Origin of the sequence: Bradyrhizobium sp. Pha-3, from assembly GCF_042258615.1 — a bacterium.
In the GTDB taxonomy this organism is placed as follows: domain Bacteria; phylum Pseudomonadota; class Alphaproteobacteria; order Rhizobiales; family Xanthobacteraceae; genus Bradyrhizobium.
On record NZ_CP170152.1, the window covers coordinates 7,773,226 to 7,791,132 of the forward strand.

Genomic DNA, 17,907 nt, shown 5'->3' on the forward strand with positions numbered 1-17,907 from the left:
TAAGACGGTCACGATCATCAGTGCAGCGGTATGCGGCAAATTGGAGCTCAAATCCGCAACTGATCGCTTTCTTTTGTCATCCGACGTTTCCTGGTGGAGAGGCCGATGATGCAGCGTCTTTCGAGAAGGGTTTCGTGCCGGCCATTGTTCCCATTGTTCATTCTACCTCTCACCAGGCCACGTCGGGTTTTGGAGGGCTAACGTTATTGGCCACCGTCAATCGCGCAGGCATCGGGTCATCAGCAACTCCCACAGGCACACGAACCCGACGAGTTGTTTGACGCCGACTGGAGGTGCGGCCTCCAAGAGGCTCGCCTGTGGTGATCGACATGCTCCCAAGCCTAGTCGTAAGCGGCAAGCTGAGGTCGTCGGTCGGAGTGGCTCAACGGCATAAGCGCAAGTCACCTCACTGCCCGCGCGATCTTCACTTCGAGGTCACAGACCAGTTGTTGAAGTTGAAGTTCATCCCCCCCGGGGAAGAGGTAATCTCGACGCCGTATTGAACCGCACCGACGTTTATGTCGCCAAAGTATCCCTTCGACTTGATCCACTGCAGGATGCTCTTGATGTCCACTGTCCCGCTGTTGGTTTTCGAAGTGCGCAGCAATGAGATGACCTTATGACCATTGAAGCCTTCAAATACGTTCCAAGTCGCCCCGCCTACATTGACGTTGCTGTAGACCGGGATCGCCGCACCGGAAGGGGCATAATGATATGAAATGGGCTTAACGTTGCCGCTTCCGTCCGAGTTTCCGGTGTAGTTTGTCCAGAGCATTATCTCATGCTGGTTTGAGCTGTCCCAAATATCGTAGGCGAAGTCCCAGGCGCCGCCGGGAGGAACATCCTGATTAAAGCTCGAGGTCAGAGTGTTGATTGAGCTGAGCCGTTTTCCGATATTGAAAGCCTCGTGCGGATAGCTCTTGATGCCAGCAGTATTAGGCTGGTTCGACCAAACGCCCCACTGGTTGACTGCCCTCACCGAAATCGTTTGAGGCCCAGCGCCCGGCCCCCATACGTCGTTGTTCCAAGAGTAGCCATCGCGTGAAAAGGTCCCGTATGGAGCGCTCGAACTCCAAATCGGCGCCCTTGCCGGTACAGGCGCGCCAGATGGTGACCCGGCTCCATTCAAGGCCTGCCTGAACAGATTATGATCCTCCTGTGTCCGGACGTATCCCGTTGGGGACGCCCCTGGCGAGCGGGCACCGCTGATCCGACTGGAATCCATAAAGCTCTCTTTCTGGTTATGAGAACACCGTCTCTTGCAGATTCGCCGAGCGAGCCGCCGAGGTTCGTGAGTTAGATGGCATCGGTATCTAGAGATCAGGTCCGAATGCTAGGAAGGTTGCCTTTCGAGGAGCTGACGAACTCGAGGAAAACGGTGGACCCGCGCCCGGAAGAGCTGTGATGGGGAAATGCGATCCAGCGGCCGCCCCTCGCTCCACGCTCCAACGCCTCTGTCACAACTTGCGCCTTTACCAGAAGAACTTCGCGCCATCAGGCAGTTCGCATATGAATTCGCCCTGGTTCACGAGTTCGGTCGTCCCGACGACAAGCTTGGACGCCCGCACCGTGAGCTTGCCTTCGCGGCTGAGGCTATGGCGAATGTATTCGGTCACAGCGTGTCCGGAGCTGTCCACCGTTTGGTGCGCATTGGCAAAGCTGATACCGTTCTGGGCGGTCACCCTGAAGGCATTGATGACCAGACCACCCTGCGTCGCCGGCCCAGGCTTGCCACCCTCGACGGTGGTGCAGTGATTCATGTCCAGTATGAGCTTCACATTTTTGCCGGTCTGCAGGGCATTGAGAACTTCGGCGTATTTCGGCGAGGGCTCATCGGCCCTGGCCATCGGGCTCATGCTTGGCGCCGAAAGCAAGGACAATAGGATCGACAGGCCTTTGCCGGTAAATTTCATATGTTCATCTCCCTCGGTAAGAACCACAGATCGCACAGGCGCGACATTGCAAACCGTCGTGCTCGCAAGTTGTTTGGCGAATTCCAGACCCAGACATCAAGCGCGGTCGCGCTTGCGACAAAGAACAGCCTGTCGCGACCAGGCGCAAGTGGTCGTGACGGCTATTCCAACGTCACAACCTCGTAGGTCAGGTTTGCTAAAATAGCCTCACCTCCTGGGAAGACGCTGAAACGATTTGATCGAGAGGCGGCCACTTGGAACCACGGACGGCAACGGTCAGAGCTAATACAACGGAGTCCGGTATGATTGAGAGGATGCGGCTCTCACATATGCGTAAGCGCGGGATTTCCGGAGAACACTTCGACCAGCCCGCATCTTGCGAGCTTGTTCACGTTGATACCTGGGACCGCCCCTCTGCCAGCGAAACAATAGGTCCAAAATGAGGTTGGCGACGAACCTAACGCGGCGGCACGAACAAGTCTTGCTCAGTCAAAGCACCTGATCTGGGCCTCGTCTAAACAAGAATGCCAGATGGCGCAAAGCAGCGTCAGCGACTTTTGATCTAGCGCTTTGCGCGGCATCCGTCCGGCTGACGGCCTACCTCATTGAACCGAATCCATCCGGCACCCCTCAAGCGGGTACGGGCTTCTTTCCTCGTCCGTCAACTTTTCGAAAGCTGTACCTGAAAGAATGTGCACGAACCACCCGTACGAGCGCAGGCCTCACGCACCTTGCTCGAGCAGCCTGCGCATCAAGCTACCAGCAAACGGCTGAAGCGGCGCCGCATCCTAAGAGCGGATCCGACGTCTGGGGCCCGCTAAAACCGCTCCAAGTCGTTCTTTGGCGTTGCTCGTTCGGGCGCTTCAGGCATCCCGGCATAGACCCGATCGCCGCGGCCACTTTCGAAGACCCGGCTCGGTGACGTGATGCGGTGAAAGCCTAGCTTCCACTCATGGCTTTCAGCCTGATACTGGACGCGCGTTCGACGAGAAGACCGTCAGACGCGATCGTACTATTAAGCGCAGAGCCGCGACAGCCATGGCAAGCGGTGTCGCGCTACGACCTATCCGCAGCCTGAATGCGTTCCATCAAAACAATCGATTTTGTCGATCTTGCCTGAAGGCCCCATAGTCGAGGCCGAGCTTGGGGGCAGCATCCAAGAATGTGGTGTGACGATCGATTCTCTACTTCAGTCCCTTGCCGGTCAACTTGACCTGGACAATCGCATGTCTGCATCTAACGCAATGCCACGCGTCCGACGTCGCGCGGCTAGCCATAGTTTGCTTGCTAATTGTCACGTGAACGACGATCGAGCAATCGCACGGTCCCGACGTCAAAGCTTGTTTTAGCGAGTAGCAAGAACGACTGAGACCTTACAACTGCCATCGGCTGCAGCTCAAGCTGCGCCGCCCAGGATTTGGAGAGACGAAATGCTCACAAGCTGGAGAAAGCGAGGCCGACCGCGATCCTCAGGTCGATCGCCGTGTCCATACTGTGTCGTTGTCCCTTCAGGATGCCCGCACCTTTGAGGGTACTTCTGTGACCAACTGTTATAGGCACTTGAATCCCACCTAACGTCAGATTGTAGGATTTCCGACAACATCGCGACATAGAACCCCGCTCGCGCGAACACTTCCTGACAGGTAGCAAGAATTGCGAACGTCTCTAAATCTCAACGCCGCCCCGCCCCGTCCCGTCACGCGGATCGATCACTCCTCTCGAAGGCGTGTTCTCGACACCGCCCATGTTCAAGACGGAGGAACCATCGCCGCCCCTGTCAAAGCCGGAGCAGGATGTAGCCGTCGCGTTGAAAGCGGGCTCTGTTTACCTCGCACTGTCCGTGCACAACTCAATTCAAAGTTCGAGCTTCGATCATTCGGCCGTCGTTCATCTCAAGTGATAAGATGCAACTGGCGCTACGACCTCAACCAGAGGCGTCATGGCCGCGGCGTGCGGTCCTATCCGGGCTTCGTTCACTGCTTTCGATGGGGTGCAGCGTCCGGGACGTCGGACGCGGCCGAGGGTCGGCATCGTTGGCGTCCTTCATGTCTATCACCGGCTAGCGAAAGGTTTTCTCCCTAGCCGCGAGGCGCATCGATCATTTCGTCGCGCGTCGCGGCCTCTGGAGGCATCGGCCAGATGCGGGCGTGAACTGTCTTCACGCGGAACACTTGCTTTGTCATGACCTGGCGTCGCCACAGGCTCCATAGCATAGCAATGCCGACCGCGGGACTGAGGTAAGGTGGCGGGGTATCCAAATGTCGGTTTCGCTAGACTATTCAGCCACAAATCCAGCCGCTCTCCCTGCTGCTACTGCTTTGGGCCTCGTCAATGATCTCGAGGTTCTTCCCGGCACAGAGGGTGCGTTGAGCATCGCCGACAACATATGCAGTTCCCGGCAGGCCGTCGCATCTTTCCATCCGGCGACAAGGGAAACATCGGGATTGATCGCGCGCGATCATGCTCCGCTTCGCCGCTCTCGGGCTTCGGTGTTCACGTCAGAGCGGGCGTCTCTGAGTTTCGTCGAACCTCCTGGTCAACCGTGACGCGCTCAGGTCTTGGCGCGGATGGACGAGAGGCGATGAAATGCGAATTCTCCTGGTTGATCATCATGCGGATTTTGCCCGCGCTGTGAAGGAAGCGCTCCTGAATTGCGGGTTCGCCGTTGACGTGACACGTACCCTGGATGAGGCGGCGGCCGCGCTGGATTGCGCCAGCTACCACATTCTCTTGCTCGACTCGGTTTTGCCGGATGGAGACGGCTTGGACTGGCTGAAGCAATTGCGGCGCGAGGGACGTTCAATGCCTGCCATGATGATGAGCAGTTTCAATGATCTCAGCCGGCGGATTGCGATCTTTAACGCGGGTGCGGATGATTTCCTGGCCAAGCCCGTCTCTATCGACGAACTCATTGCTCGCATGCGGGCCATCTTGCGACGGTCAACACAAATGACGGCGCCGGTCGTGACCTTCGGCAATCTGCATTTCGACCCGATCGGGAGGCAAGTCTCGGTCGGCGGTCGAATACTGAGAATTGCGCGCCGGGAAGTGTGCATCCTTGAACATCTGCTCAACCGCGCCGGCCGCACGGTACCGCGCGCGTCACTGGAGGATAGCCTGTATGCGTTCGACGACGAGGTCTCGACCAATGCGCTGGAAGTCGGGATCTATCGCTTGCGCACGCATTTGAACCAGGCGGGTGCGACGCTAAGGATCAAGACCGCGCGCGGTGTCGGTTACACCCTTGAACTCATTGGCGCAGCATCGGCCGCCTAGCCGATCGAACTTGAAAGCAACAATCCCTTGAAGGTCGCTAACAATGCCGCCGGCGCTGATGAGCCGTCGATGGTCGCCAGCGCGCCGCGCCCGGCCATTTTTCCCCGTTTCTGCCGCACCCTCTGCGCGCTCGCTCTGCTATTTCCACTTGCTGCGGCAGCCCAGACCAAGCGAGATGGCAAAGGAGAGCCGCCGCGCGCGGCGCTTGGCAGCACTACCGGCACGCTGAACCTTACTTCCTCACAGGGCAAGACGATTCATCTGACTGCGCCAGCGGCGAGCATCTTTGTTGCCGACCCGACGATCGCGGATTACCAGGCGCCGTCGAACACGACGATCTTTGTGTTTGGCAAAAAATCCGGACGGACCAGCCTGTTCGCCCTGAACGACAATGGCGAGGCTCTGGCCGAGCTGCGTGTTGTCGTCACGCAGCCGATCGAGGACCTCCGAGCCACGCTGAGAGCAGAGGTCGGCGACTATCCGATCCAGGTCAGCTACACGCCGCGCGGGGCGATCCTTAGCGGTACGGCGCCCAATGCCGATGTCGTCGAGACTGCCAAGAAGGTCGCCGAGCAGTTTCTTGGTGCGGGTGCGCTGGTTGTCAACAAGATCCAGGTGGCCGGCTCATTGCAGGTGAACCTCAGTGTGCGGGTGGCAGAAGTCTCCCGTAGCGCCGTCAAGGATCTCAATATCCACTTCACGGCCTCGGGCCCAAACGGCGCTTTCCTTGTCAGCGGCAAAGATGGCGGGTCCGGCGCGGCTGGCGGCGGCGGCACGATCGGTATCGGGCTTAGCGCCGGCAATACCAATCTGAGCGCCGTTCTCGATGCGCTCGCCAGCGAGCACCTCGCCTCGATCCTGGCCGAGCCGAATCTGACGGCGATGTCCGGCGAGTCCGCGAGCTTCCTGGCCGGCGGCGAATTTCCCATTCCGGTCATGCAGGACAATCGGCAGGTTTCGGTGCAATTCCGGCAGTTCGGTGTGAGCCTCGAGTTCGTCCCGACGGTTCTCAACAACAATCAGATCAACGTCCGCGTGAAGCCCGAAGTCAGCGAACTGTCGACGGAAGGTGAGGTCAAAATCAACGGCATGGCGGTCCCTGCCCTCTCGACGCGGCGGGCCAGCACCGTTGTCGAGCTCGCCAGTGGTCAGAGCTTTGCAATCGGTGGGCTCATCAGGCGCAACTTCAACACTGATGTCGGCGAGTTTCCGTGGCTCGGCGACGTGCCGATCCTCGGTGCGCTTTTTCGCTCCTCATCGTTTCAAAAACGCGAAACCGAGCTGGTTATCATTGTCACGCCTTACATCGTGCGACCGGGATCGAACCCGACCCGAATGAGTGCACCGAGCGACCGCATCGCTCCGCCCTCGGACGCGGGGCGCATTTTGACGAACACGCTGGCACGGCCGCCCCGAGACCGCGATGCGCCCCGCACGAGCGCACCGGGCCTGACGGGCAGTGCCGGCTTTATCATCGAATGAGGATCGTCAAATGATCTTGCGACATTTGTGCCATTTGATCGCTGTTGCGGCAACATTAGGCGGATGTGCAAACAGTGCTTCGATCCATTCCGGGCCGGCTGAACAAGCGATCGAGGTGGAGCAGAAGAGCAGTGTCTTGTTCTTGCAGAACCTTCGTGGCTCCGAAAGGCATCGGCTGCGGAGTTTCATTGCGAGTGCCAGTGGCGGCCGGCGGGATGCGCTACATGTGGATGTCACTGGCTCACCCCGCCTTATTGCACAGGTGGCCCACGAGGCCCGTGCCATGGGCATTGCCCCCTATAACATCCGTCTGTCCGCCTCCCCCCTCGATCTGCCCGCCCGATTCGGGGTGAGGATCGAGGCGATCACCTATGAAGCCCGTCCTCCTGTCTGTCCGTCGATTTCCATCGTCGGGCCCGCAGCAAACGATAATTCGTTCGACCCGACGCTTGGCTGCTCCACCCGAAACAATCTGGCTGTCATGGTCAACGATCCGCTCGACTTGCTGGACAATCGATCTGTCATGACAAGTCGTGGCGATCGTGCCGCCACTCCGGTTGCCAATTACGGGACCTTTGCCCCGCGCAACAAGAGCAACGGAGAAGATGGAACGAGCAACAGGGCAGCGCCGGAAGCCCCCGCGGGGGCAACGAGGGACGTGCAGCCGCGTCAGTGATGGGCGTTCGCAATCGCGGCGCCACGGGCCAAGATGATCTAGGGTCTGTTTGGATTCATCTTGAATTTGTCACGGCGGCGGTGAGATTGATCATTGCTTCGAAGCTGAGGTCAGTTTTGTCGGCTCGCATGGCGATCCGCTTGAATTCCTTGAGCTTGCAGAAGAGGTTTTCGATCAGGTGCCGCCATTTGTACATTTCCTTGTCGATGGCGAGAGGATTTGCGCGCCGCGGGTGCTGGGAGATGACAACCTTGGCGCCGCGTGCGTCGAGGTCGGCGATGATTGCGTTACTGTCGAACGCCTTGTCTGCAATCAGCGCATCGAAGGCCAGCCCTTCGATCAGCGGCGGGACACCGACCGTGTCAGAGCGCTGCCCAGGCAGCAGCACGAAGCGCACGAGATTGCCGAGCGCGTCGGTCAGTGCCAGGATTTTGGTGGTCATGCCACCTTTCGAGCGGCCGATGGCCTGGTTTTGCGTCCCCCTTTTGCACCCTATCCGTGGCGGTGGACTTTGACGATGGTGGCATCGACCATGACATATTCCATGTCCGGCTCGTCTGAAACCGCATCAAACATGCGCTTCCAGACGCCCGCCTTCGCCCAGTCGCGAAAGCGCGTGTACGCAGTTATCCAGTTGCCGAAGGCGCGCGGAAGATCGCGCCACGGACGGCCCGTGCGGGCAATCCACAGCACGGCTTCGACAAACAGCCGGTTGTTATTGCCGCTCCGGCCGGGATCGCCCGGCTTGCCAAGACACAGCGGCTCCATCTTCGCCCATTGGGCGTCAGTCAAAACAATCGGTCCATCCCAAGCTTGAATCACAACCAAGCCAGGATGAGAATCTGGAGGGTTCTGTGAGGTCGCGCTCACGCGAGGGCGCGGCAGGCGCTTATGACGCGACCTCATTGAAGCCGGATTGAACGAAGGCGCGGGAGGCTGTGCGCGGTTTTGCAGCTATGGGGATTGTTCGAGATCGCAATGCCCGATCTGCTGGCTCGGCGCGAGAGGCAGAGAAACGGGATGTGCGCATCGGGGAAGAGTTGGATCAGACGCGCTTCGCCGGAGATCGCGATAGGCTTTTTGCTGCATCGGACGGTTGTTGTGGCGCGGTGTGACAGCACGGATTCGACATCGTCCGCGATGATCGAGACGCTGGGAGCGAAATGACGAATGATGATCGTCGTGCACGGCATGACTTGGCTCACGATGTGTCGCATCGGAACGGTGATGTTCGAGGGCTGGGGCGTCTGAAGCTATGTCGAAAGCGCTCAATGATGCGCATGACGCCACCACAATCGGGACAGGCAGGAGCCTCGGCCCAGGTTTGAGCTTCCGAATCCACAGGCGACGGCTCGCCATCGTTTGGCGCTGTCCGCTCACGATCGAGAAGTTTGCGGCAAAGGGCGAGTTTGGCAGCGCGATGGCCGTTGGCCATGAAGCCGAAGTGGCGGATGCGATGGAAGCCATCGAAGAGCCGCGCCGCGCTCACCACCGCCTATGCGGCCGGGCTCAGGGCCTCGGAGGTTGCGGGACTGCGGATCGAAGACATCGACAGCGCCCGCGGCGTCATCCAGGTGGTGCTGGCCTATCTCGGCCGCTACACCCATCGCGTCGCCATCGCCAACAGCCGGCTCTAGAAAAACCGTAGCGCACAGACGATCTGGTTCAGCGCCGGCCATGATATGCCGGTCGAGACCAGATGCACCTGGAAGGCGCGGACGTCTTCCAACTCTAACCGGTCAGGTGATCGGCCAAAATAGCGGCTGAACTTCGAAACCGCGCTGATGTAGGATCGCTGCGTCGCCGGCGACAGATTGCGGACGGTCATGTCTTCGATCATGCGGCGGCTAAGAGGGCTCAAATCGGCCATCTCGATACTCCTGTCTGAGGGGGTGGGCTCCAACACCCACATCCTTCAGCCAGGAGGCGATCTACGCCACCTTGCCCCTTACGCCGCGGCAGCGGCTTCGTTCAATCCTAATAAAAAGCCCAATTCTAACAATCTGCCAAAGTAGTGTTAGGGCGCGGATTCATTAAGGCGCAGCCATAGCCTGACTGGCGCGAGTTGAACGAAGGCAAGGTAGTTGTCCTGACATCTGCTCCATTTTTTGATCTTCGCATCCAATGCCGGCGAGCCCGGGTGGATGGTCTCGTTGCTCGATGAGTTGGCCCGACACTTCTCGAGATTACCGCCTACGAAGAAAACGGCCAACGAAGCCCTCCTCACCCAGGCAACCCGGAAAGATCCCGAGCCATTCTGATGGCGAGGACACAATGACGCTGGCGCCTGCCATAGGCAATCCGCTCCTCCCGCCCGGGCGGGAGTCGAAAACTCCGGCTGGAAGCCGGGGTTTTCTTTTGTGCTATTATAGGCACCAGCTCTCGTAAACCGCCGCCAGTACAGTGCACCTCACGGCTTGAGCCGAATTGGCTTGGGCTTCGTTCCGTCCAAGGCTCGATCGTAAGCCGCAGGTGTCGGTTGGTCTGCGCTCCTGCTCCACCTCAAATGGATTGGTAGAGATCTCACGTCACATGAAGTCTCCATCCGAGTCGGACTCTGATGAAGGTTCATCATCGCTCGACGCTTTGGAGAGATACATCGAAGAATTGGTTGCGCGCTGCCATTCACCATCCCTATATCTCCACTGTTTGGACTGGGTGGGATCAAGTACCATATCATCGGGATCCACATGAACGAAGCCCAGTTGTTCTGCACGGGCTCTCGCTTCGTCATTGGCAGGACGCCAGTTCACTAGCGGCCGTTCGCCGTCTCGCCGTAGTTGGTGCTCGAGCAGAATATCGCCGGCGTTACCGACGAGCGGATGTGCAACCTGAAAATCCACGATTGATGTGACATCAGTCCGTCCGGGAAACAGTTCTCGCCACCGCTGGCTGGTGAACTCAGTCGCCATAGGAAATCCGGCTTCCGTTCTTTGGAGGCCGACGCTCGTATTTCCTAGTTGGTAGCTGTAATATCGCGCGGCATCGGAATCCCTTCGGATCGCGAAACTTCTGGCGGTATCCGCGGTGCGACTAGCTCTTTCGGATACAAATTCTGAGTATTCCTGCGGATTTTTGGCGATACGATCGATTTCTTCACCATGAAAGCTCCTCACCCGTTCCCGGAATTCGGCCCGGTTGATCTCAATAACGGGAGGTCTTGAGTTGAGGTGATAACTCGGCTGCGAGGATGAGCTGGCGCCCGAGTCCTGCAATCCCATTCTACGGAACGCGTCCGCAAAATCGTCGGCATTCCTGTGCTCCGGGGAGTTAGCGTAATGATACTCATCGTAGGATGGAACATGCGACATATTGTTAACTCGATCGTCCATGACGACCACACTCCTATGGCGGTTGCATTGTGTTTCAGGTCGTTAGACCTGACTCCGCAGATAAGCAGCTTAGCTGTCCGTAAGCTGACGCCGAGAAATTAACGGAAAACTAGGTGTTTGGCCCCGGCATTTCTGCAGCGGATTGAGTTTGAATCGTTCCGGCTGGGAAGTTCAATCCTGAATCCAAACAGACCCTAGACCAGCCCGGCGGCATAGAGCGTTTTTGCAACCGACTCGAAGTACTGCGAAGGAACCGGGTTGCCGAGCCTTGCCTTGCCCAGGAGCTGGCGCGCCAGGACATCATCATCCACAATATTGAGGCGGAGCGCGCGCGCCTCATGAAGCAGCCGTGAAGCAGCGTCGCCTTCGCCACGGCAGACCAAGACCGGCACGCCGGTTTCGCCGCGAACATAGCGCAGCCCAATCAAGGTTGCCGGTCCCCTCAGTATCAATGTGGCGCGATGAACGCCGAGCGGAGCCTCGTTCGCGGACTCCTGCCGCAGACGCCGGTGTTCACGCTTCACCTGCGGACTACCTTGCTGTTCCTTGTTCTCGCGCTTGGCCTCGGTTTCCGTCATGCGCATGTCCTGCATAAACAACCAGCGCTGGATCAGAAGGTCAGCCAATCCGCCGACCAGAAAGGCCCCAGCGGCAATCCCGGTCAGCAGTTTGACCTCGGTGAAGACGAATCCGAGACAGCCCATGCCGCAGACCGGCAAGTACACCAGCGCTTTCCAGCTCGCGGTAACGGTGAGGAAAAAGCACGCCCCGAGGAGCACCACCTTGACCAGCGTCTTGCCAAGCTCGATGAACGAACGTTTCGATGCGATCCGCTTCAAGCCTTCGACGGGATCCAGTTTCTCAAGCTTCGGTTTGAGCGGCTCCAAGGCAAACATGAAGCCACCATTGGCCAGAACATTGGCCAGAAGGGCTGCTGCCACGCTGCACGCGAGCAATGGCCCGACCGATGCAATCGAAAGTTCCAGCAAGCCGTTGAGCGCCTGCGAAACGGCGCTATTGAAGGGCTGCTCCTGCAGTTTGTCGATCAGTCGGATCGTTTCCTGCCACTTGTCTTCGATCGCCCCCGCTCTCCACCACAGACAGCCGAAACCGGCGCATGCGCTGACCCCGCTCACCAAATCGGAGCTGCGCGCGCTCTGCCCTTTCTTGCGCGCATCGCGTAGCTTCTTGGCAGTCGGAGGAAGCTTTTTCTCCTCGCTCGTACCGCTCATTTCAAGAGCTTCTTCAGATACTCGAGCACGTTGTTCGACGTGAGGATTTCAGTTCCCGCGTATTCAAGGAGATAGACGGTGTAGCTGACCATGATGAGCCCGAAGGCGACATTCTTGATCGTCGGGGAGAGATCGTTCAGCTTGAGCTGCGATGCAAAGCGGCCGAGCATCATGACCGAGACGTCGATCAGCAGCAGCAACGCCAGCACCGGCCCGGCGACCAGCAGCGTCGTCCGCATGATATGATCGAGAAGGGTCAGACATTCCATTGCCCCTTGCGCCGTCACCGCAGGCAGGAACTGATACACGGGCCAGATCAGATAGCTGCCATAAAGGCTTCTCACCATGGTCTGGAGGCCGCCGGCCAGAACGAAGATCGTGACAGCAGTAATGCCAAGAAAAAGCCCGGTTCCCGACGCTTGGCTGTGCGTCGCAGGATCCTCCGCCGCGACCTGGCTTGAAATTCCTCGCTGGGTGTCGATGATGTCGCCGACCGCCTGGATACTCCATAGGGGGATACTGAGCAGGATGCCGAGCAGAAGACCGACGAACACCTCCTTCAGACCGAGCATGGTGACGCTGACTAGACGCGTGTTCGGATCCAGCGCCTGCAGGCCGAGCTTGACCTGCGCCAGACACGGCAGGCCGATCACAATCGTCAGGCTTCCCCGGATCAGGCCGCTGATACGCGGCCGGGTAAAGACGGGAAGCACCAGCATGATGCCTAAGGCGCGGGCCGCACTCAGACCGGTTGCGGCGACGAGTTCGATCGCGCTCTTGACGAGAGCTTGCGCATCTGCGGGGGACAGGCCGGCCATCTAAGCTCTGCTAGTATCTCGCCGTGAGCGCGGGAAACTCGCTGAAGATGCGCTCGGCCTGTTCGATGAGCGGGGCACTAAGCACCGGAGAAAACCCAGCGAGCACGGCGACGACGACCAGCAGCTTTACCGTCAGGGGCAGGGTTTGATCCTGCAACTGCGTTGCCGCCTGGATGAGGCCGATGATCAATCCGGAGACCAGAGCTGCGACGAGCGGTGGCAGAACCCAGATCATGAAAAGGACGAGCGATTGGCTCAGGTGCGTGAGGATGCTGGCTTCGTTCATTGTCAACCTCCCGGCGTGGTGTAGCTCAATACTAGCCCGTGCATGAGACGTGACCAGCCGTCGATGGTGACGAACAGAAAGAGCTTGAAGGGGACGGATATCACCGTCGGGGACACCATCGACATGCCCATGGCCATCAAAATCGTCGTTACGATCAGGTCGATGGTGATAAAGGGAAGATAGAGAAGAAAGCCGATTTCGAAGCCACGCTTGAGTTCCGAGATCAGGAAAGACGGCACAAGAATCACAAAATCATCAGCCGTGGCGCTGCCGCGCATCTCCTCCGACCAGACATGTTCGGTCGAGGACAGGAAAAACCGGCGCTGCTCTTCATTGGTGAACTTCTTCAGATGGGCGCGCAGCGGCTCCTGCCCCTCCTTGGCGGCGGTCAACCAGTCATCGAAGGTTTGGTAGCGAAGTTGAGGATCGGTCAGGCGGTTGTAGGTCTGCTCAAAGACCGGAGCGCTGACGAAGACGGTCAGGATCAATGCCGCGCCATACAGGACGATGTTCGGCGGTATCGATTGGGTCCCGAGTGCGTTGCGCACCAGGAACAGAACAACGGAGACCTTTATGAAGGCGGTGGTTGTGACGACGGCGAATGCCAGCAGGCCGAGGCCGACCGTCACGGCCAGGAGCGCGAGGATGCTGGGTTGAACCTCAGTCATTGACCGCTAACCTGCCGCGTAACCTGACGGCCAGTTCCTCGCCAATCCGCACGATGTCACCCCGGCCGATACGTTGGCCGTTGGCAAGGATCTCCACCGGACGGTCGAGCGGCCGGCCAAGTTCGAACACATGGCCTTCGTTGATGCTTCGCAAGGTTCCCAGCGGCATCGGCCAGCGGCCGCATTCGAATACAAGCGTGATCTCGAGACTGTCGATATCGGCCTCAGAGGGGAGCTGCTGCGCTTCGGACTGTGTCGTCATATGTCCACTTTTCAGGGGGTGGGATTGCAAACGGAATGGCCCGCGCAGGACCAGCCTGTCGCCGGCAATCTCTGCAGGGGCCCACAATCGGTCCGCAGTGAGGATGATCTGGCCGCGAGCAAAGGGTATTGCGTCCGGCAGCAGCGCGTCGCCTTGCTGGGCTCGACGAACAAGGCCTATTGTGATGCGCAGCGATCCAAGCTGGCCTGCAACGATGACAGGGAGTTCAGGACGAAGCTTGGGCGCCTGTCGCGGCAATCGGCCAAGCAGCTCGCCAAGGGCGCGGAACGCCGCCGGAACCGGACCGTCAAAAGACGAGAATAGAAGCAGGCGAACCTTGCAGGTGAGCGGGCCATAGGCGACGTCGAATTCAAGATATGGACCTGAGCTCGCCGCTTCATCGGTGCGGATAAGTTGCAAATGCCGTTGGGTCAGCCTCTCCAGTGGAGCGAGCAACGGTTCAAGCGCGAGTTCGAGGATCAGCGAACGAGTTGGCTCGGAAGGTAAGGTCAAACCATTCTGCACGGTCGCAATCAGCGTTTCTGCCAGCGGACCGGGCAAGGACAAGACGACCGTTTCGCCGCCGGCGTCAAAGACGCAGTCGAGCATCGATGTCGCAACCGGCTCCGCCTGCCAGACCAGCCGATTCATACGCAGCGATAGCGCTCTATCGCCGAGACGGTTTTGCAGTGGGACGCGGAAAGCTGCGATCGCATTGAGCCATGAGACTGCAGCCTGAGAGAGGGTCAGCGCCGGCCTGAATGGCGCGGGTCCACCCGGCAACTGTGTCGCAGGCGTCGCTGTCACGTCACCGCACCCTCGCGCTGGCGTAGGAGAAACGGCCATCAGTTTGACTGGCCTCCCACTTGCGCGCCCAAGCCTCTCCGGTACCGAAGCAAGACCTCATCATCGGCTTCGATTTCGGCGGCGGTTTCACAATGAGCGTTGGTGATGCGCTGAACGTCGCGCTCGATCTCTCGCCATTTGTGGCTCGCCGCCGAACGTTTGGCCCAGAGGGTCCGCGCCTCAAGAACCGCAGCCTCGGCATGATCTTGAGCTGAACGTGCCTCATCGAGCGTTCGCTGCGCCGCTGCGATCTCCTCTGTGAGTCGCCCAATGATGAGATGGCAGCGGCGCTCGAGTTCGGTGACCGATATTGCATCGGCCGATAACATTTCCCGATAAAGCTCGGCTTCGACGCTTGCGCGGTATCTTTCGGCATTTGTACAATGCTCGGAAGCTTGTTCGACGGCTTGAACCGCGATGCGGCGCTTGGTTTCCATGTTGGACAGTTCACGAAGGGCGCTCCGCTCCCTCATGTCCTTGACAAGCCGCAGTTTCGACGCATGAACGGGATTCAGGCGGTCAGACGTGACATCCATGCGACCGTCTCCTCAAAACTGCATGCCTCGCCCTGCCCCTGGCGCAAAAATGCCCGCAACTCCTCGATCGAGGCGATCGCCCGGTCCGTCAACGAATCAGAGCCTTGCTTATATTCGCCGACCTTGATCAAAAACTCGGCCTCAGCGTAGCGCGAGAGCAGATCACGGAAGAAGGATGCCGCCTTGCGATGCGGCACAGACACGATTGCATCCATGACGCGGCTTCGGCTCGACAGCACATCGATAGCCGGAAAATGCTCTCGTGAGGCGAGCGCGCGTGAGAGAATGATGTGGCCGTCAAGAATGCCGCGTGATTCTTCCGCGATTGGATCGCCCGTGCCGTCGCCTTCGACAAGCACGGTATAGAATGCCGTGATTGAGCCATGCTCGCCCATGCCAGCACGCTCCAACAGGCCCGGCAACAGTGCAAAGACGGAAGGCGGAAAGCCGCGCCGGGTCGGAGGCTCTCCTGCGGCAAGGCCGATTTCACGCATGGCGCGACTAAAGCGCGTCAATGAATCCATCATCAGAACGACGCGCAGTCCTTGATCACGAAAATATTCGGCCAGCGCCGTCGCCATATGGGCGCATTGCGCCCGCTCCATGGCCGAACGGTCGGAGGTCTCAACGACGACGACCGAACGCCGCAGCGCCGCGCCAAGATGACGTTCGATGAATTCACGCACCTCTCGGCCGCGTTCGCCGATCAGCGCGACGATAGTGACATCGGCGGCCGCACCTTTGACGATCTGCGACATCAGCGTCGACTTGCCACAACCAGCGTCACCATAGATTCCGATCCGCTGGCCTTCCCCACATGTCAAAAGCCCATCCAGGACACGAACGCCGAGCGGAAAAGGCAGTTCGATGCCGCGTCGTTTCATGGGGTTGGGAGCCTTGCCGCGCAGCGGGCGCGCTTCACCAGATTTTATTGGGCCTCTACCATCGAGTGGACGGCCGAAACTGTCGATCACGCGACCGAGCAAATCGGGGCCGACTGGCACTTCCTGCATTCGCCCGGTCGTGACCACTTCCGCACGGTTGGACAAGCCGACCATGTCACCGATCGGCGTGAGCAACACCCCGTCCGGCAATAGACCGATCACTTCGGCCTCGAGCGACCATCCGCTGCGGGGATCTTGCAAGAGGCACAGTTCCCCGATACGGGCCTCCGGCAAGACGGCATGGAGCAGCGTGCCGATCGCCCGCGTGATCCGACCGCGGACGGCGCGCGTGTCGATCTGCTTTGCGGAAGATCTAAAGGATGAGAGTGCAGCGTGGACAGCCCCTTCCCCTGCCGCAGCATCATGAATTGGTCGTTGCGTGGTCACGGCTCACCTTCCTGAGAAGTCAACCCGAGGCCGAGACGAAGCGCGCGGAGCTGCGCGGCAAGTCCGAGGTCGACATTGCCAAACTCGCTCCACAAAACGCACCGGTCCGCCGTCAGCGCAGGGTCCGGCTCAATTCTGACCTTGGGCCGACCGTCCCGTCCATCGTAGGCTGCGAACTGACTGGCCAGCAGATCGGCTTTCAGGGGGGATACGTGAAGGCAAACTTCCGTGTTCTTATACTTTTGCTCGATGGCATGACGGACACCCCGCACCAGCATCTCGCCCGGATCAAAGGCGCCTAGCAGATCGCTCACGATCTCAATAATCAATTGCGGCAATTCCTGCTCCAGAACGGCCTTTCGCTGCGCCAGTTCACAAGCAGCCTGCGCAATCAGCCGCGCCATTTCCTCCGCGCCCGTCTTTACGCCCTCGGCATGGCCACGCGCCCGTTCTCGCTCGTAAGCTTTGCGCCCCCAGCTCCGAACGCGTTGCAGATGCCGCTCGGCAGCGGCCCGCGCGTGTACGGCATCATGCCAGATCTTGAGCTCGGCCGCCGGAATCAGGGGCCCGAGCGGGCGAATCTGCGGGGCCACAGGCAATGCTTGGACATCGGCGGTCATCCCGTGGCGACCTCCGTCCCCAAATGGGCGATGACCAAGGAAAGCAGTTCGCCTGCGGCACTACGGTGTTCGGCCGCCGGATTGTCTGCGGCCGTCCCAACGGGCAAGCGTAGAAGCACGCGGGTACGCTCAAGCGCTGGAGCCTCATCGAGCCAAGCGCCGAGACAGCCATGTCCATCGTGTTCAATCTGTCGCGACAGTTGCTCCGAATCGGCAATCGGCGTCGTTGCGACCGCGCTGGATAAATGCCGGATCCCGAAAGCATGTGCTTCAGCACCGATCATTTCGACCAAGACCGATAGATCGTGCTTTGAAACCAACTTCAGGACCGAACGTGCATGCCAGATACTGCCCGCGAGCAGGGCAGCCCGACGCGGATCATGCCAGCGCAGAAGGTCATCATTCCAGCCAGCTCCGCTCACATCCACGTCGTTGCCAAGCAGCAGCTCGGCCAGTCTTGGCTGCAGTCTGGAGCTCTGCTGCAGCCGCAGCAATGTTGGAGGCGACAGCAGGGGATCAAGGCGCGCAGCGAAGCGGCTCGGATGGATCGAGGCAGCAAGCTCGCGCAGCCGATCGGAAGGCAGCGTAAACGAACTGTTGGGTTTGGTGGATGACATGTCGACATGAGC

Annotated in this window: 17 protein-coding genes and 2 pseudogenes; 4 read left to right on the top strand and 15 right to left on the bottom strand. The window is 59.4% G+C overall.

From position 1 onward, the window contains the following. Positions 1-424: 424 nt before the first annotated feature. Positions 425-1,225, bottom strand: a complete 801-nt coding sequence (locus tag ACE10Z_RS36335; RefSeq protein WP_375785003.1) for a glycosyl hydrolase — start codon at positions 1,223-1,225, stop codon at positions 425-427. A 247-nt stretch (positions 1,226-1,472) separates the two neighbouring features. Further along, complete coding sequence (locus ACE10Z_RS36340) at positions 1,473-1,913, bottom strand: VirK family protein (protein WP_375785004.1); 441 nt, start codon at positions 1,911-1,913, stop codon at positions 1,473-1,475. 2,586 nt (positions 1,914-4,499) lie between these two features. Here ACE10Z_RS36340 and ACE10Z_RS36345 point away from each other — a divergent pair. From ACE10Z_RS36345 to ACE10Z_RS36355, 3 genes are read left to right on the top strand one after another with little or no spacing between them, the layout of a single operon-like run. Further along, complete coding sequence (locus ACE10Z_RS36345) at positions 4,500-5,189, top strand: response regulator transcription factor (RefSeq protein WP_342724010.1); 690 nt, start codon at positions 4,500-4,502, stop codon at positions 5,187-5,189. A 27-nt stretch (positions 5,190-5,216) separates the two neighbouring features. Then, positions 5,217-6,671: a type II and III secretion system protein family protein gene (locus ACE10Z_RS36350; protein WP_375785005.1), complete on the top strand. Its 1,455-nt coding sequence runs from the start codon at positions 5,217-5,219 to the stop codon at positions 6,669-6,671. Positions 6,672-6,681: 10 nt separating this feature from the next. After that, positions 6,682-7,347 carry a CpaD family pilus assembly lipoprotein gene (locus tag ACE10Z_RS36355; RefSeq protein WP_375785006.1) on the top strand — a complete coding sequence of 222 codons (666 nt, stop codon included), beginning with the start codon at positions 6,682-6,684 and terminating at the stop codon, positions 7,345-7,347. Positions 7,348-7,402: 55 nt separating this feature from the next. Here the strand turns inward: ACE10Z_RS36355 and ACE10Z_RS36360 are convergent. Together ACE10Z_RS36360 and ACE10Z_RS36365 are read right to left on the bottom strand one after the other, a co-directional pair. Continuing rightward, positions 7,403-8,115 (bottom strand): IS5 family transposase gene (locus ACE10Z_RS36360; protein ID WP_375790009.1). Its coding sequence is split into 2 segments (ribosomal slippage): positions 7,403-7,842 and positions 7,842-8,115, totalling 714 coding nucleotides; the frame shifts between segments, so codons are not numbered across the junction. Between the two features lie 134 nt (positions 8,116-8,249). Beyond that, positions 8,250-8,552 carry a hypothetical protein gene (locus tag ACE10Z_RS36365; protein ID WP_375785007.1) on the bottom strand — a complete coding sequence of 101 codons (303 nt, stop codon included), beginning with the start codon at positions 8,550-8,552 and terminating at the stop codon, positions 8,250-8,252. 264 nt (positions 8,553-8,816) lie between these two features. On the opposite strand from ACE10Z_RS36365, the pseudogene ACE10Z_RS36370 reads away from it, so the two are divergent. After that, positions 8,817-8,981 (top strand): annotated as a pseudogene (locus tag ACE10Z_RS36370) (tyrosine-type recombinase/integrase); the annotation flags it as partial. A 2-nt stretch (positions 8,982-8,983) separates the two neighbouring features. Here the strand turns inward: ACE10Z_RS36370 and ACE10Z_RS36375 are convergent. The 11 genes and pseudogenes from ACE10Z_RS36375 to ACE10Z_RS36425 form a co-directional block, all read right to left on the bottom strand. Continuing rightward, a pseudogene (locus ACE10Z_RS36375) lies at positions 8,984-9,217 on the bottom strand (phage integrase N-terminal SAM-like domain-containing protein); the annotation flags it as partial. Between the two features lie 658 nt (positions 9,218-9,875). After that, complete coding sequence (locus ACE10Z_RS36380; protein ID WP_375785008.1) at positions 9,876-10,679, bottom strand: effector protein NopP; 804 nt, start codon at positions 10,677-10,679, stop codon at positions 9,876-9,878. 194 nt (positions 10,680-10,873) lie between these two features. Then, on the bottom strand, positions 10,874-11,911 hold the full coding sequence (locus tag ACE10Z_RS36385) for an EscU/YscU/HrcU family type III secretion system export apparatus switch protein (protein ID WP_375785009.1): 1,038 nt from the start codon (positions 11,909-11,911) through the stop codon (positions 10,874-10,876). Continuing rightward, a complete protein-coding gene (gene sctT / locus ACE10Z_RS36390; RefSeq protein ID WP_375785010.1) occupies positions 11,908-12,729 on the bottom strand; it encodes a type III secretion system export apparatus subunit SctT in 822 nt (273 codons plus the stop codon). Before sctT ends, ACE10Z_RS36385 begins: the two co-directional genes overlap by 4 nt. A gap of 10 nt (positions 12,730-12,739) precedes the next feature. Continuing rightward, the gene (locus ACE10Z_RS36395) at positions 12,740-13,015 is read right to left on the bottom strand and encodes an EscS/YscS/HrcS family type III secretion system export apparatus protein (protein ID WP_375785011.1); all 276 of its coding nucleotides are present in this window, start codon (positions 13,013-13,015) and stop codon (positions 12,740-12,742) included. Positions 13,016-13,017: 2 nt separating this feature from the next. Beyond that, a complete protein-coding gene (sctR, locus tag ACE10Z_RS36400) occupies positions 13,018-13,683 on the bottom strand; it encodes a type III secretion system export apparatus subunit SctR (protein ID WP_375785012.1) in 666 nt (221 codons plus the stop codon). Beyond that, the gene (gene sctQ / locus ACE10Z_RS36405; RefSeq protein WP_375785013.1) at positions 13,676-14,791 is read right to left on the bottom strand and encodes a type III secretion system cytoplasmic ring protein SctQ; all 1,116 of its coding nucleotides are present in this window, start codon (positions 14,789-14,791) and stop codon (positions 13,676-13,678) included. The genes sctR and sctQ overlap by 8 nt, the downstream gene beginning before the upstream one ends. Next, on the bottom strand, positions 14,791-15,327 hold the full coding sequence (locus ACE10Z_RS36410) for a hypothetical protein (protein ID WP_375785014.1): 537 nt from the start codon (positions 15,325-15,327) through the stop codon (positions 14,791-14,793). The genes sctQ and ACE10Z_RS36410 overlap by 1 nt, the downstream gene beginning before the upstream one ends. Further along, positions 15,303-16,658 carry a type III secretion system ATPase SctN gene (sctN, locus tag ACE10Z_RS36415; RefSeq protein WP_375785015.1) on the bottom strand — a complete coding sequence of 452 codons (1,356 nt, stop codon included), beginning with the start codon at positions 16,656-16,658 and terminating at the stop codon, positions 15,303-15,305. Before sctN ends, ACE10Z_RS36410 begins: the two co-directional genes overlap by 25 nt. Next, a complete protein-coding gene (sctL, locus tag ACE10Z_RS36420) occupies positions 16,655-17,278 on the bottom strand; it encodes a type III secretion system stator protein SctL (RefSeq protein ID WP_375785016.1) in 624 nt (207 codons plus the stop codon). The genes sctN and sctL overlap by 4 nt, the downstream gene beginning before the upstream one ends. Further along, the gene (locus ACE10Z_RS36425) at positions 17,275-17,895 is read right to left on the bottom strand and encodes a nodulation protein NolU (RefSeq protein ID WP_375785017.1); all 621 of its coding nucleotides are present in this window, start codon (positions 17,893-17,895) and stop codon (positions 17,275-17,277) included. The genes sctL and ACE10Z_RS36425 overlap by 4 nt, the downstream gene beginning before the upstream one ends. Positions 17,896-17,907: the final 12 nt, after the last annotated feature.

What these genes read in the sequence shown, in the direction of transcription:
- ACE10Z_RS36335 (WP_375785003.1), bottom strand. Translation starts at nt 1,225, where the DNA reads ATGGATTCCAGTCGGATCAGCGGTGCCCGCTCGCCAGGGGCGTCCCCA.
- ACE10Z_RS36340 (WP_375785004.1), bottom strand. Translation starts at nt 1,913, where the DNA reads ATGAAATTTACCGGCAAAGGCCTGTCGATCCTATTGTCCTTGCTTTCG.
- ACE10Z_RS36345 (WP_342724010.1), top strand. Translation starts at nt 4,500, where the DNA reads ATGCGAATTCTCCTGGTTGATCATCATGCGGATTTTGCCCGCGCTGTG.
- ACE10Z_RS36355 (WP_375785006.1), top strand. Translation starts at nt 6,682, where the DNA reads ATGATCTTGCGACATTTGTGCCATTTGATCGCTGTTGCGGCAACATTA.
- ACE10Z_RS36380 (WP_375785008.1), bottom strand. Translation starts at nt 10,679, where the DNA reads ATGGACGATCGAGTTAACAATATGTCGCATGTTCCATCCTACGATGAG.
- ACE10Z_RS36385 (WP_375785009.1), bottom strand. Translation starts at nt 11,911, where the DNA reads ATGAGCGGTACGAGCGAGGAGAAAAAGCTTCCTCCGACTGCCAAGAAG.
- sctT (WP_375785010.1), bottom strand. Translation starts at nt 12,729, where the DNA reads ATGGCCGGCCTGTCCCCCGCAGATGCGCAAGCTCTCGTCAAGAGCGCG.
- ACE10Z_RS36395 (WP_375785011.1), bottom strand. Translation starts at nt 13,015, where the DNA reads ATGAACGAAGCCAGCATCCTCACGCACCTGAGCCAATCGCTCGTCCTT.
- sctR (WP_375785012.1), bottom strand. Translation starts at nt 13,683, where the DNA reads ATGACTGAGGTTCAACCCAGCATCCTCGCGCTCCTGGCCGTGACGGTC.
- sctQ (WP_375785013.1), bottom strand. Translation starts at nt 14,791, where the DNA reads ATGGCCGTTTCTCCTACGCCAGCGCGAGGGTGCGGTGACGTGACAGCG.
- ACE10Z_RS36410 (WP_375785014.1), bottom strand. Translation starts at nt 15,327, where the DNA reads ATGGATGTCACGTCTGACCGCCTGAATCCCGTTCATGCGTCGAAACTG.
- sctL (WP_375785016.1), bottom strand. Translation starts at nt 17,278, where the DNA reads ATGACCGCCGATGTCCAAGCATTGCCTGTGGCCCCGCAGATTCGCCCG.
- ACE10Z_RS36425 (WP_375785017.1), bottom strand. Translation starts at nt 17,895, where the DNA reads ATGTCATCCACCAAACCCAACAGTTCGTTTACGCTGCCTTCCGATCGG.